General features: G+C 50.1%; 16 protein-coding genes. 11 read left to right on the forward strand and 5 right to left on the reverse strand.

Features of this window, described 5'->3' with window-relative positions; translation table 11 throughout:
• The 9 genes from EVJ30_RS12855 to EVJ30_RS12895 all read left to right on the forward strand — a co-directional run.
• On the forward strand, nucleotides 1-1,652 hold a 1,652-nt coding region (locus EVJ30_RS12855; RefSeq protein WP_370250992.1), incomplete at its 5' end, for a VirB4 family type IV secretion system protein.
• Complete coding sequence (locus EVJ30_RS12860) at nucleotides 1,652-2,758, forward strand: lysozyme family protein (RefSeq protein ID WP_131469356.1); 1,107 nt, start codon at nucleotides 1,652-1,654, stop codon at nucleotides 2,756-2,758. The genes EVJ30_RS12855 and EVJ30_RS12860, both read left to right, overlap by 1 nt.
• A gap of 30 nt (nucleotides 2,759-2,788) precedes the next feature.
• Nucleotides 2,789-3,367 carry a hypothetical protein gene (locus tag EVJ30_RS12865; RefSeq protein ID WP_131469359.1) on the forward strand — a complete coding sequence of 193 codons (579 nt, stop codon included), beginning with the start codon at nucleotides 2,789-2,791 and terminating at the stop codon, nucleotides 3,365-3,367.
• On the forward strand, nucleotides 3,368-4,207 hold the full coding sequence (locus EVJ30_RS12870) for a coiled-coil domain-containing protein (RefSeq protein ID WP_131469362.1): 840 nt from the start codon (nucleotides 3,368-3,370) through the stop codon (nucleotides 4,205-4,207). It begins immediately after the preceding gene.
• A 192-nt stretch (nucleotides 4,208-4,399) separates the two neighbouring features.
• Entirely contained in the window at nucleotides 4,400-4,651 is a 252-nt protein-coding gene (locus EVJ30_RS12875) for a hypothetical protein (RefSeq protein ID WP_131469365.1), read from the forward strand.
• Nucleotides 4,644-5,798: a MobP2 family relaxase gene (mobP2, locus tag EVJ30_RS12880; protein ID WP_131469367.1), complete on the forward strand. Its 1,155-nt coding sequence runs from the start codon at nucleotides 4,644-4,646 to the stop codon at nucleotides 5,796-5,798. The genes EVJ30_RS12875 and mobP2 overlap by 8 nt, the downstream gene beginning before the upstream one ends.
• A gap of 9 nt (nucleotides 5,799-5,807) precedes the next feature.
• The gene (locus EVJ30_RS12885) at nucleotides 5,808-6,257 is read left to right on the forward strand and encodes a hypothetical protein (RefSeq protein ID WP_131469370.1); all 450 of its coding nucleotides are present in this window, start codon (nucleotides 5,808-5,810) and stop codon (nucleotides 6,255-6,257) included.
• A gap of 5 nt (nucleotides 6,258-6,262) precedes the next feature.
• Nucleotides 6,263-6,550 (forward strand): hypothetical protein, encoded by a 288-nt coding sequence (locus EVJ30_RS12890; protein WP_131469371.1) that lies wholly within the window; start codon nucleotides 6,263-6,265, stop codon nucleotides 6,548-6,550.
• Nucleotides 6,551-6,554: 4 nt separating this feature from the next.
• A complete protein-coding gene (locus EVJ30_RS12895) occupies nucleotides 6,555-7,985 on the forward strand; it encodes an ImmA/IrrE family metallo-endopeptidase (RefSeq protein ID WP_131469373.1) in 1,431 nt (476 codons plus the stop codon).
• Between the two features lie 59 nt (nucleotides 7,986-8,044).
• On the opposite strand, the gene EVJ30_RS12900 is transcribed toward EVJ30_RS12895, so the two are convergent.
• From EVJ30_RS12900 to EVJ30_RS12915, 4 genes are read right to left on the reverse strand one after another with little or no spacing between them, the layout of a single operon-like run.
• Nucleotides 8,045-8,647 carry a Cap15 family cyclic dinucleotide receptor domain-containing protein gene (locus EVJ30_RS12900; RefSeq protein WP_131469374.1) on the reverse strand — a complete coding sequence of 201 codons (603 nt, stop codon included), beginning with the start codon at nucleotides 8,645-8,647 and terminating at the stop codon, nucleotides 8,045-8,047.
• A gap of 23 nt (nucleotides 8,648-8,670) precedes the next feature.
• Nucleotides 8,671-9,633: a nucleotidyltransferase domain-containing protein gene (locus tag EVJ30_RS12905; RefSeq protein ID WP_131469376.1), complete on the reverse strand. Its 963-nt coding sequence runs from the start codon at nucleotides 9,631-9,633 to the stop codon at nucleotides 8,671-8,673.
• Between the two features lie 16 nt (nucleotides 9,634-9,649).
• On the reverse strand, nucleotides 9,650-9,874 hold the full coding sequence (locus EVJ30_RS12910) for a DUF3006 domain-containing protein (protein WP_131469378.1): 225 nt from the start codon (nucleotides 9,872-9,874) through the stop codon (nucleotides 9,650-9,652).
• A complete protein-coding gene (locus EVJ30_RS12915; RefSeq protein ID WP_131469379.1) occupies nucleotides 9,871-10,713 on the reverse strand; it encodes a ComEC/Rec2 family competence protein in 843 nt (280 codons plus the stop codon). The genes EVJ30_RS12910 and EVJ30_RS12915 overlap by 4 nt, the downstream gene beginning before the upstream one ends.
• Before the next feature lie 253 nt (nucleotides 10,714-10,966).
• Here EVJ30_RS12915 and EVJ30_RS12920 point away from each other — a divergent pair, with 253 nt between their 5' ends.
• Nucleotides 10,967-11,347 carry a hypothetical protein gene (locus tag EVJ30_RS12920; protein ID WP_131469380.1) on the forward strand — a complete coding sequence of 127 codons (381 nt, stop codon included), beginning with the start codon at nucleotides 10,967-10,969 and terminating at the stop codon, nucleotides 11,345-11,347.
• Nucleotides 11,348-11,418: 71 nt separating this feature from the next.
• Nucleotides 11,419-12,360 carry a DNA/RNA non-specific endonuclease gene (locus EVJ30_RS12925; protein WP_131469382.1) on the forward strand — a complete coding sequence of 314 codons (942 nt, stop codon included), beginning with the start codon at nucleotides 11,419-11,421 and terminating at the stop codon, nucleotides 12,358-12,360.
• 210 nt (nucleotides 12,361-12,570) lie between these two features.
• Here the strand turns inward: EVJ30_RS12925 and EVJ30_RS12930 are convergent, their stop codons facing one another.
• Nucleotides 12,571-13,875, reverse strand: a complete 1,305-nt coding sequence (locus EVJ30_RS12930) for a M20/M25/M40 family metallo-hydrolase (protein ID WP_131469384.1) — start codon at nucleotides 13,873-13,875, stop codon at nucleotides 12,571-12,573.
• Between the last annotated feature and the right edge of the window lie 140 nt (nucleotides 13,876-14,015).

The following is a 14,015-nucleotide window of genomic DNA, read 5'->3' on the forward strand; positions in this document are numbered from 1 at the left end:
CCGAACAGAACACACGCTTCGAGAACGCGAAGGACAACATCGACCGCATCGACGCCCGGGAGACGTATAAGGAGCTGAACGAGCTCTACGAACAGATCACCCAAGGCGAGACGATGAAATATCTGCATCTGCGTCTCTATGTGAAGGCAAAAACGCTCGACGCGCTCGAGATAAAGGTGCAGGAAGTGATGGAAGAGCTCGAGGCCCGGAACTTCCGTTCGACGATCTTCCTGAACGAACAGGAATGGGAGTGGCAGAGTCTGTTCACGAGCTATGACCAGCAACAGAGACTACCGAACCGGCGCCGTGGGAAAGAGATCCCGTCCCTCTCCATCGCCGGCGGCTATCCGTTCCATTTCACGTCGCTCCAGGACGCGACCGGCACGTATTACGGGACGACCGATACGAACGGCAGCGTCATCTTCGACCTGTTCCATAAGGACAAACAGCGCAAGTTCTATAACGCGCTCATGATCGGCAAGATGGGATCAGGAAAGTCGACACTATTGAAGAAGACGGTGCTCGACCAGGCGATCAAGGGCAACAAGATCCGCATCCTCGACGTCACGGGCGAGTTCTCGGATCTTGTGCGCCAACTCGGCGGGAAAGAGATTGCGCTCGACGGGTCGGCCGGGCTCATCAACCCGCTCCATGTCTATAAGACAGTGACGAACAATGACGGCAGCGCCAACGAGGCGCTCTCGTTCATGCAGCACTTGTCGAAGATGGCCGTATTCTATCACTACATCAATCCGGCGGCGACACAAGAAGAGACGAACGAGTTCGAAATCCTGCTTCGGGATCTGTACGTCCGGCACGGGCTCTGGGACGAACAGGGCGAACTGCCGATCACGACGCATCCGGCGAACCGGTACCCGACATTCTCCGACTTCTTAACACTTGTGCGTCGTGAGCTCTACACGGACGACACGCGCACCTCGATCAAGGAGGCCATCAGTCTGAACCGGGTCCGGCGTCTCGAGAACATCGAGCTCGCTATCACGAACCTCGTCCATAACTACGGCAACATCTTCGACGGGCACTCCTCAATCGACCGGTTCGACGAAGAGCTCATCGTCTCGTTCCCGCTCCGGAACCTGACGAGCCTACGCGACGAGGTGTTTCAGGCGCAGGTGTTCTCCTTGATGAACATGCTGTGGGACGGGATGATCGCCAACGGCTCGAGTCAACTGAAAGCCTATAACCAGGGCGTGCTCCGGACCGAGGAGGCATGCAAATATCTCATCGTCATCGACGAAGCGCACCACTTGATCAACACACGCGACATCGCCCAGCCGGCCATCCTGTATCTGCAACGTTGCATGCGCGAGGCACGCAAGTATTTCGGCGGCATCTTCTTCGTGTCGCACCTGATCACCGACTTCGTTCCGGCCGGATCGAAGTCCGAGAACGCGGAGAACGTCAAGTCACTCTTCCAGCTCACGCAATACAAGATCATCGGCGAACAGGACGCGGAAAGCATCCCGATCATCCAGACGGTGTTCGACGGCCAGCTCTCGAACTCCGAGATGCGCATCATCCCCTCACTCGAGACCGGACGCGTCGTCCTCAGTATCTCTGGCGTTCAGAACCTCATCTTTGACGTCGACGTCGCGCCCGAAGAACTCGCTTTGTTCGGTGGAGGTGCCTGATGTGGGCGGCCGCGAAACGGACCGCTCGCTTCGCCATCACGGCGAAATGGCAGCTCGCGACGCTCAAGTGGCGACTCATCCTACTCGGGATTTCGGTACTCGTGTTGTTCCTTGTCATCCTCATCGTCGGGATCCTCGATACGCTCACGGGTGTCCAGAACGAACAACCGACCGACGTCACGTTCGACACGGCCGGCGGTCTTCAAGTGAGCGACCAGGTACTCCAATACCGGGACTTGGTCGAATCGGAACTGACGAAGCATGGCATGGCCGACCAGACGAACCTCGTGCTCGCGCTCATGATGCAGGAGAGCGGTGGGCGTGGGAACGATCCGATGCAGGCGAGCGAATCAAAGTGCGGACGGATCGGTTGCATCACCTCCCCCGAGGAAAGCATCGTCTACGGCGTCGAACATTTTGCCTCCGTCTTCGAACGGGCGAACCGGGATGTGCAGCTCACGTTACAGAGTTACAACTTCGGCGGCGGCTTTATTGACTATGTCCAACAGAACGGCGGACGCTACTCGAAAGAGCTCGCCATCTCGTTCTCCCAAATGATGTATCAGCGCGTGAAACACACCGGCATCTACCGTTGCCATCGCCCGAGCGCGGTCCAGCACGGCGCCTGTTACGGCGACATCGAGTATATCGATGCAGTGTTGAAATACCTCGCGCCGGTCGCAGTTTCCGACGGGGTCATCACGAAAGAACTGTTGTCGGGGTTACGTTCCCCTCTCGCCATCCCGCTCAACGTGACATCGCGTTTCGGCTGGCGCGTCGTCTTCGGACAACGAGACAATCACACCGGGATCGACTTCAGTTGCACCTCGTCCGACACGATCCACGCGGTCAAAAGTGGCACCGTCATCTATAGCGGGAACCGCGGACCATACGGCAATCTCGTCCAAGTCCGGCACGACAACTACATCACGGCGTACGCGCACCTGAGTCGTCTCGGCGTCCAGACGGGACAACAAATCGACGCCGGGCAGGCGCTCGGGTACTGCGGCACGACCGGCCGCTCGAGCGGGAACCATCTGCATTTCGAAATCAAGACGAGCGAATGGTCCGGTCATATCGACCCCGCCCCGGTCTTCGGATTTTGAGTCATGGATGTATGGAAAGGAGGAGGAAAAATGAACTTCACCGCACGTCACCTCGCGTATCTGTTCGGAGTACTACTTCTTATTTCACTCGCGGCGAACATCTTTTTTTATCAACGCGTGGCACCAGCGGCACATACCTCGAACACGAGTGAGACACAAAACGAGAGCACCGTTCCCTCTAAGTCAGTCACTTCCGAAGATATGCCGTCGGACACTGAACCAGTCGTCGCTTCGACGGAGACGGAACGAATGGAGGAGCTGACGACACGCGCGACGCGCTTCGTCGAGTACGCCTTCACTGTCACGAAGGACAGTTTCACGACCCAAAAACGACAAGCGAAAGATGTCATGTCGGAGGAACTCGCGGCCACGCTCTTTGCCGCTGACGGGAGTGACGTCGGCACGTTCGAGACGACCGTCCGTGACATCGAGGTGTTCCCTTCTGCCTCCGGAGAAGATTGTCTCGTGCGATTCGAACAAGACCTGGTGATCACCGAGACGGGTTATGAAGAGACGACGCAAGAACTGTTGGCCCTGACGTTCGAGTCCATCGACGGACGTTTAGTCGTCACCGCGATGGAAGATTTGACACCGAAAGGAGGGATCTAGATGCGACCGAAAACGCGACGCCGTCTCACCCAGAACGTCTCCCGGTTCTACCTCGGACTCGGCGTATTCTTTGTCATCGGTTTCCTCTTTTTCGGCACCTCGTCGTTCTTCTTTGCCGAGGAAGTGCCGGTCAATGAGACGCCGGTCAACGAGGCAATCCGCCTCTCGAATGGCGAGGTCGTGACGCTTCATGCCTGGAGTTATGACATGGATAAACGGACGATGCGCATCCGCCTCTCACTTGATGACGCACCAGGTAACACGAACGATCATGTCTTTCGTTCCGTCTATAAGGCACGTCCAGATTCTGAGAAGGAGGTTGTGTTGCTCTACAAACGGAACGATCAATACGTGCTCGAATTAGAGAACGTGCCGAACGATTTCGACCAACTCGCCGTCCGGATCTACGGATTGGATGCGTCACAATCAATCGACGCACTCACACATGAGGAACGGGAGAACGGTCTATTGACGTCACTCTATGCCGACCGTCGGACCATCGAACAGGCGAACCACAGTTCATCTGACGAGACATACTCCACGAGACTATTCGTCGAGGACGAGCTCACAGAGACCGAGCGCCAGTTAGAAAAAGCGCAGCAGTCGGTCGAAGTACAGCGACAACAGATCAAGCGACTCGACCGTGACAAAGAGGAGCTCGAAGGCGAACTTCCCTACCTCTCGCTCGACGAACAGGTCGAACAGGAGAACGAAATCTTCGACCTCGGTCGGAAGCGTGACGAGCTCACACTTGAACTCGAAAAGCTCGAACAGTCCGTCAAAGCGCTCGAAGAAAAGCAAGACAAACTGCGCGTCCGGCTCCGGGAACTGTCGATTTAAGTGGCACATTTCGTGCCAAATCGCTGGTTTCGCTGGCACATTTCGTGCCATTTTCGGACTTTTGATGATATCACGGAAACCCCAGGCTCTGCCTGGGCTATCACGACAAGTGATAGCAGTTTCCCCTTATGCTCTTTGAACGGTTTTTTAGGACGTCGGCAATATATAACCTCTAGAAAGGTGGTCAGGCAGATGGATCTGTTACTCCGCGACATCGACCCCGTCATCGTGAAGCAGATCGATGAATGGGCGAAGGAACACAACCGCTCTAGGCAACAATATTTGAAAGAACTGCTCGCTTCCTGGTGCGCGAACGGCATCCAATCGACGCAGGTCGAGCGGCTCGAACGACAGCTCGAGGCGAACACGCTCCACTTGAAACGGAGCGCGGACGAGCTCGCCCAGGTGACCCGGTTGTTGAGCGAGGTGATGCAGGATGCGTGAGACGCCGGGTGTCGTTATCAAGTCGAAGTTCAAGGTGCCGGGCACGAAAAAGAAGTCGCGTCGGTACACGACGTACCTCGACTACATCAACCGTCCGGACGCGAAAGATAGCCGCGAACAGTTCGAGACGTACCATGATTACATGGAAGACGAGACGAAATCGAGCGGTCTGTTCACACGCGAGAACGACCGATTGAATGACGAAAAGCGCCGCACCGTCCGTGACATCTTCAAGCATGCGCAAGAGAACGGGAGCATCCTCTGGCAAGACGTCATCTCGTTCGACAACGCCTGGCTACGCGAGACCGGTGCGCTCCATGATGACCTCGTCGACGAGAAACGATTGATCCAGGCGACACGGAACGCGGTCGAGGCGATGCTCCAAAAAGAAAAGATGGTCCACGCCTATTGGACCGGCGCCGTGCACTACAACACCGACAACATCCACGTGCATGTCGCCATCGTCGAGACGAGCCACATGCGCGAGCGCGGTAGACGCAAACCGAAATCAATCGAGCTGATGAAATCGAGGGTCATCCATTCCCTCGCTGACCGGACGAAAGAACAGGAGAAACTGAACGCATTCATCCGCAACGAACTGGTCGCCCATAAACGGAACCGGAAGATCCAAACGCTCTCGAACCGTGTCCTGCATCCCGATCTCGTCCGTCAATTCAAGGATATCTATGAACGCTTACCTGAAGACAAACGTCAGTGGCATTACAACATGAACGGGATGCAACCACTCCGGGAATCACTCGATCGTCTAACCGACCGCTACATCGATACCTACTTTAAACAGGAGTTCCAAGCCTTCAACGAGCGGCTCGAGCAGGAGGTGTCGTTCCATCGTCGGAGCTACGGCGACACGGAGAAGACCGAGCGGTACCGGACGACGAAGCGACAGGACCTCTATACCCGGATGGGGAATGCCATCCTCTCCGAGATGCGAGACTTGTCAAAAGAACAGGCGGCGCTTGTGAAAAGTGAAGCCCCTAAACATCCGGTGCGACGCACATTCAAACAACAAAAGATATTCAACGAATCACTCTACCGGATCGAGCGGCACATGAGCGACGAGTTCGAACACCTGAAAAATCAGCGTGCATATGAACAACTGGAACGGGATATCGAATATGGAAAGTGAGGGAGGACGATGGAAGAGTTGAGACAGATCCGTCTTCGATTAAAGCCGGAGACGGTCGCGTATTTAGAAGAGTTCGCCGACGACAAACGCTTCGGCCACCTCGGTCAGGTCATCGACCACATCGCAGACAAACATAAACAACTGGCCGACGAGAAGTGGGACCTGCAGTTCCTCACCCGCTCGATCAGCACACAGGTCTCACATCATATCGAGAAGTTGATGAACGAGCAGGTGTCGACAGAACTCGAGCGCATCCGGCTCGCCGCGAACCGCTCCGACCGTCACGGACAGATCCTGACAGAGCTCCTGCAGGCGCTCATGCAGACCGAGGGTATCGAGGACATCATGACGACGGACCAGTTCAAGCCGACGTTCCTTGCGACGGCGGAACGTATCGTCCAGGAACGCATCGAGCATCAAAAACAGAAGAAGGACACATTAACTTTTGAGAGAGGATGAATCCTATGCGACCACTTGAACGCCCCTTTACGATGGGACAACTGTTGACGCTTCAACCCGATATCGTCACGGTCCTCATCTATGGAAAACGGTATGACATCCCGGTGTCCGTTTCCGAGCACCAACTTTTGACCCCCATCGCGCAAGACGAGATCGTCTTGCTTCCCGTCAATTTCGAGCGGACAGGGTTGTTACTCGACATCCCAGAAACCTCGCCACAACTCGAACGTGAACTGAATGAATTCGCGGATACTGAAGAATCTGTCACTGACTTGTTGAAGGAAGGAGTCTGACACGATGGCCAAGATGAAGACGAACGAAGAACGGAAAGCCGAGCTCGAAGCATTGACGAAACAGATGGGGAAACAGATTGACAGCTATTTTGAGAGTCCGGAGAAAATCCGGGAACATCTCCAGTTTCTCGGCAAGTTCCATCAATACTCGATGCGGAACGCGGTCTTGATCGAGTCCCAATTCCCCGGAGCGGTCGCGGTTGGCTCTTATCCGTTCTGGGAGAAGCAAGGCGCACAGGTCCAAAAAGGTGAGCGTGGCATCAAGGTGTTCGTCCCGAATCCGGTGACGTATGCCCTGCACAAAGATGAATGGGTACCACTCAGCAAGGCACCGAAGCCGGTCAAAGACGGCGTAAAGCAAGGACGCGTCCCGTCACGTAAGATGATGTACTTCAAGATCGGTCACGTGTTCGAGTACACGCAGACCGACGCACGCGAGAAAGGAATCGAGGTCTCGGACATCTTCAAACGGTATCACCGGGACGGAGGGCTGGAAAACGAACAAGACATCCGTGACGCCTTGACGACGATCGCGGATGCCCGGAATGTGACACTATTGGAGGAACCGCTCGACGAGATCGGAACAGCGAAGGGCTGTTACTATCCGGAGCTACATTCGATCGCCTTGAATCCACGGAACACATCGATTGAGGACATCACCGTCCTGATCCACGAGCTCGCGCACGCGGAGCTGCACAACCAAGAGCGGAACCTCGAACGAGACAAACCGCTCACGGCACCCGAGAAGGAGTTCCAGGCCGAGATGGTCGCCTACGTCGTCTCGCATCAACTTGGATTCCCGACGGACGATTTCTCACTGTCTTACTTGGCCGGTTGGACGAAAGACAAGGAACTGCTCGATAAGGAACAGCTGTTGCAGGAAGTCCATCAGACGTCCGCGACTTTTATTGACCATATCGAGTCACACTTAGAGAAGATGCATAAGTTGGAGCAAGACAAGGAACAAATCCCACTCAATTACCTTGAACAACTAGATCGGCGTATGGGTTGGAAGGACGCTGAACTCAGTCTCTATGAACGGGTGCATGCCGTACAAAGTGTATTCCCCGAGGAAGTGGAGCCTTATCTGAACGCAAAAGCGGCCCTTGAGACGAACCTGAAGATGGGTCGCGTCGATGAGCCGCTCATGTATATTCACGATAAAGGATTCGGGTTCCAGGCCTTCGGCGTCGCCAATAATCATGACTTTTGTGAAGATGCGATTGTCGCCTACACAATCGCCTTCCCGAATTTGCCATTGGTCAGTGGTCACTTCGACCCTGAGAGAACTGCACACCCATTACACGACCTTGAAAAAAACAAACGATTAGAGAATCCACTTCTAAAATCGATTCAAGAACATTGGTACAGTACACTTCTTGATAAAGAGAAAGGAGAATTTCAAAAAACACCATTATTAAATATGGAACTATAAAGATACTAGTATTTTTGTGGCTCAATCTTCATGCTTTTGAAAGTTGAGCTACAAAAATTTTAAGTAGTTTTTTGAAAACGCATTTTCCCAATGGTTTCTCTATTTGTAAAGTAAGTTCCGTTTAAAATTGTTTTTTTATTTTTATCAAATTCAATTCTTAATTTCACTGTCCCTTCGTGAATTCGATTTTGTCCTCTGTCATAATCGGGTTCTGCACGGTAAGTGTAGTATAGATATTTTGTTTCGTCATTTACTACCAAAATATCACTTACTACACTAACGCTATGAATGTTCTCTGTATCCATTCTAACTTCAATACAATCAAACTTATGAATGATTTTCAGCTTGGCTTTTATAGGCGCAATTTCTTTTTCAGTTTCAGGATTAGTGTACGAGGAAATTAATTCGCCTGTCCATTCTCCTCCAAGATAAGGTATGGGACAAAGCCAAGAGTAAAACCAATGAGGTTTTTTAATCCATAAAATCCTTTTGAAAACTAATTGTTCAAATACTAATGTTATTCCTGATGCAGTAAAAAGAATTCCCAGTAACGGGACTAAATCTTTAAAATTGATACTAATGCCTTTGAGTAGGACTAATATGAAAGAGATTGCACCGCCTATAATAAACCAAATTTTATAGTATAAATTTCTATTATACATACAATCCCTCCGGAAATTTCTAATTACTGATAGTTATAAAACTTTCTTAAGTCACGAATAAAGTCAGATAGCTGATTTAATTTTTGGACGTCCAGGCATAAATCTTTTATTCCGTTGGCTTCTTTGTAAATTGGCAAATCACGAATATTGGCATTTAAATAATCTACCAGCCTATCAAACATATACACTTTTCTATATTCAGCAAGCTCTAAATATTCATCTGTTGGAATGTTCCACATTAAAGATTCTAAAGCAAAAGAGCTCACATTTTCTGCAGATTGGACTTTAGATTCTTGCATAAGTAAACGCATTTTCTTTATAATCCTCACCATTTTTTTATAATAATAGTTAGTTGCAACGTTTTTTTCCTTCCCGTTAGCGATATGTTGCTCTGGATAATTAACTATTCTTTCACCGTCATCTGCAAATATGATGATTCCCTTCACGTAATTCTCAGGGTCATTCCAATAGTCCTTACTAAAATCCTTATATCTTTTACACGGAACACCGTCCGCGTCTTTCCTATAAGTATTACCGTTAATTTTTATTGATTTGTTCTTTCTTTCTACATCCCCTGGAAATTTACGTTTGAAAAGCTCTTCAATTTCATCTTTAAATGTGAGAACTCTTGGTTTTACAACTTCAAAACCATAGGCTGAGTCATTACCTCCCTCTCTATATTTGGTGATAAAAATATTCTCTTCAACTATTGCTATGTCCACGTCACTCTGCGTTCTAACATTCGTGTTGTTAGCATATGAACCTTGAACAAAAACTTTTATTCTTCTTGTCCCTCCGAGGGATTTAAGTTCTTGAAAAAAAGATGGTGTATCGGGAACCATAGGTGATATCGTAGACCGTGTTTCTTCGAATCCTAAAGGTTTGATTGCATCAACCACCATTCTTATAGCGTTTTTACATTGCTGTTCTTCAGTTTCACTCAAAGGAAGTGCATATTTATTTAATAATTCCTCCGTAAACATCATTCGTTACTACCCCCTTTTATTTTTCCCAAAGCTCGTCCATCAACTCATCGATTTCTTTCGATAATCGTTGCTTTTCCTCTGCATCTACTTCGATTCTCCCATCTTCATAAAACCAAAGTACGTCACCAGGTTGAACCACGTCAGGGAGTCGTGACTTTGGGATGTCCTCCATCACTTCCCCGAATTCGACGACAGCCAAGTCTCCTTCAAAGCGGTCGATGATTCCTCTTCTTCGATTCATTTGGATTTTTTCACGGCGTAACTCGATCCGTTCCCCGTGATGATGATTGTGCCGTTCTTGTCTGTGCGAAGCGTATTCACTTTTTGACGTTTCAAGTTCGTTACCACTTCGGAAGTCGGATGGCCGTAGCTGTTCTTCCCGACACTGATGATCGCATGCTTCGGTTTTACCGTATTGAGGAACGTGCTGCTCGTCGACGTCTTAGCACCGTGATGGCCCACCTTTAAGACATCCGCACGGAGTGCCTGTTTCTTCGCTATCATGTCCTTCTCGGATACGTGTTCCGCGTCCCCTGTGAACAAGAACGTGTTCTTCTTATACGTCACATGAAGGACAGCACTCCAGTTGTTCAAGTCGCTGTTCGAGTAGGCTTTGACCGGTCCGACAAACTTCGCATTCACACCTTTGATTGGTAGTGAGACACCCATCTGAGCGGTCTTAATGGTCTTCCCTTCTCGTTTGACGGCTTGAAGGAAGTCTTTATAGGCCTGGGTCGTGTGCTTCACTTTCGGCGCGTAGATGTTCTCGACACGATAGGCGTCCAGAATCTCGTCCAATCCGCCGATATGGTCGGCGTCCGGATGCGTCGAAATCAACACCTCGATGTCGTCCACTTTTTGTTTCTTGAGATAGGCGACGATAGCGTCACCCTTCCCTTTGTTCCCGCCGTCGATGATGACGTCCTCACCGCTTGGCATCTTGATGTAGATGGCGTCTCCCTGTCCGACATCGATGTAATGGACTTTAATACTCGCAGCGGCCGACGCTTCCCCGTAAGGTGACAACAACAATGCTCCACTAAATAGAACGGCACTCCCGATTTTAATCAATTTATTCATCTTTTATCACTCCACTTTAAAAATATTGTAAAATTATCCAACACACCTTTATTATAATCCGTTATTTGTTAAATAGCTTCTAAATACTAAGCACTACCAGACACAAAAATGATTATGGTTTTTATTTAATGAACGGAGTTTCATGTGCAACACCTCCTAGGGTTTTCAAGAACCGTATTCGATTTGTACACAAACCCGTCACTGTTTGTCGCACAAAACACGAGATACACTTAAATCAAAAAGGAGTTATCTTATGAGACTTCAAGAGTGGATTAGACTGTTTCACAAGACGGACATATTACGATTCGATCACCTTTGGAAATACTTAAATGCGCTGCCACAAGAACTCGAAGAATACATCGATCGACTCAATCCTTGGTTGAATATCGCTTTGAAATCCTCTGATGGTATCGATGACGCGGAAATTATAGACGAACTTGAGCATTACCTGCTTCAGCGATTCGACAAACGAAAAAAGAAGGTCAAAGTCACTCTCGAGGTCGAGTTGGAACTATCGGAAGATGCCTTCAATTTTTCTCAGACCGAAAAAATGAGAATGATTGAACGGGTCACAAACCATATGGAAGCCCAAAACTTGAAGGATTGGCGCATTGTGAGGATGCAGAGGATATAATTGGATTGATGTGTATGTAGGATCTGTCTACGTACATACATGTATACATATCATGTACGAAGGAGCAAAAAATGAAATTCACTTATTTATCCCTACCTTTGGCCGTACTACTGATGGCCGGTTGTACCAGTGAAGACACGTCTTCCAAAAATGAGAACGTGGAAGAAATCGCTCCACAAGAGGAAATAGTCACCGAGACGGCTGAAACGAACAAAGATGAGACGACTGCCGAACCTGTTTCCGAAAAAACCGTCAAGACAGAAGAGACGACCACGAATTCGAACAGTGATCTGTTCTCAGGCTACAAACTGATCGAGGTCGATGGTGGGGACTTATCCGGATATCGTGAGGCGAACGTCGTCGTCGATATCGGTTATGGGGAACGCGAGTATTGGGCGTTCACAAACGAGCATGGGCAGCTTGTGCGAGTGGTGGCTGAGAAAATCCTCTTACAAAACGACGACACGGAAGACGTGACGTCGAATGGTCGCTATTACCATGACGAGGCGAATGTCCCGGGCGTCGAACACAGCGAGCTCGATGAGGGTCACGTCATCGCCGACTCACTAGGTGGCGTCTCGAACGCCTACAACATCACACCGCAGGAGAGCACGCTCAACCGATACGGGGATCAGGCCTATATGGAAGACGTCATCCGAAAGGCCGGGGGTGCGACTGACTTCGAGGCAATCATCACGTATCCAGACACGAGCACGCAAATCCCGTCCCATTATCAATACACGTATACGGTAAAAGGGAATATTGTCGTCGATTCGTTCGATAACGTCAACCCGGACGAGGTGAACGAGGCACTCGGTCTGACAGAAAGCGAACCGGAAGCCCAAACTACAACCGAATCCGAAGGTGATGTCTCGAGCGTGGACACGAACGGCAACGGTCAAGTGACGATCAAAGAGGCGAAAGATGCCGGCTTCAGCATGCCGATCATGAGCGACCATTGGCTCTATCCCTATATGCGCGACAACGACAACGATGGGATGGTCGGGGAATGATTCCCACCCCGATTTAATACAAGGACAATTGTAAATAAACACTTTCAGGACATGCATTCTAATATTCCTTGCGGTCAAATATTGTGGTGCCTCAAATTCGATCTTACCAATACCTTGAATCGATACGGTATCCACCTGATCCAAATGTGATGAGAGGTCATCATAAATAGGAGGGCAGCACTTTGCATAAAGCGCTGCCCTCCTATTTTTTCACATGCTTTGTTGAATCAGTTGTCGACCAAGGAATGTCTCGACGAGTAGGACCGTCTCGAATGTCGCACGATAGTCGACTTGCTCGAGGTCGGTATGCTCGTCAAGATAACCGATAGACAAATTCACAGACGGGACACCGAATTCGGCGAAAACTTTCGCGTCACTCGATCCACCGTTTCGCGTCGCCTTCCAATCCTCCATTCCGGCCAATCGACCAGCTCTCTCGAACAGTTCTCCATAAGACGCTTCACAAAAGTCGAACGTGCCTCGGCATCCTGTGACAATGTCACGCGTGCCCCGACGGTCCAACACGATGGCGGCATCCACATCACGGATAAATCGTTGATCGATGCCACGCGCACCACATAACCCTATCTCTTCTTCGACCGTGAACGCCACCTTGATGGTGCCGTTGAAACGCGTCATCGGAAGACGTTCGAGGAGTTCAAGGATTGCAGCGATACCGGCCCGGTCATCCGCCCCAAGAATCCCCTCCGAACTCGTGAGGATCGTTCCTTCCTGCTCGATGACGCGCCCTCTCGTGATGCGCTCGACCGTATCCATATGCGCCGACAGAAGGATCGTCGGTCCTTCGCCGTGACGAACGGTCGCCAGTAAATTACCTGTCTCATCGATTTGTTGTTCATCCGTGAGTTTTCTCAAACTCGATGCGAGTCGTCGACGAACTTTCTGTTCCCGTCCACTCTCACCAGGCACCTCGAGCCAGTCGAGAAGGCGATGTTTGAACCGTTCTGTCTCAAGCATGTTGATATATCGATCGTCATTCGACATCTTGAACAGTGTTTCCGCGATATCGAGCAACGCTTTCCGCTCCGTCTGACTGTAGTCAAAGAGGACGGTATGTCTACGCGAACGTTTACGGAAACGAACACGAACCGCTGAATCTGAAGGGACGGCAAGATTCAATATATGCATTTGTCTGTCAGTTAAAAATCCGTCCACCTCAACGTACGCATGACGTTCTCCGTGTCCATCACAACACATGCTCGTCATCATCCCTAATTCGTTCATCCAACGGACGATGCCACGGATATAGGCGTCAAACGCATAATAAGGCAGTTCTTCAGTCTTCGAATTGAACAGCTGTTCCTGACCGACAGAATTCCAAGGTCCTTCCTCATTCTGAAGACTCTCAATATACGCTACGATTTGTTCGTCCTTCACCAATTCACCCGCGATGATTTTCTGAATAGAATAACTTAATTCGTTCAATACCTTATTTGTTTCATTCATACATTCTTTCAATCCGTGTCTTGCCATCATCTCTGCTTGGTTCATCATCATCCAGCTCCTTCTGTTTTGATGAGCCAAATATATCAATACCGATGTGACAGCTTGTCACACAGGTCTAGGGAACACTATGATGAGGGAAACGGTTGACGAGGAGAGGGTTGTAGATGGAGACGAGCGGTTATATGGAA

It is taken from the genome of Exiguobacterium sp. SH5S13 (assembly GCF_004337085.1).
GTDB lineage: Bacteria > Bacillota > Bacilli > Exiguobacteriales > Exiguobacteriaceae > Exiguobacterium > Exiguobacterium aurantiacum_A.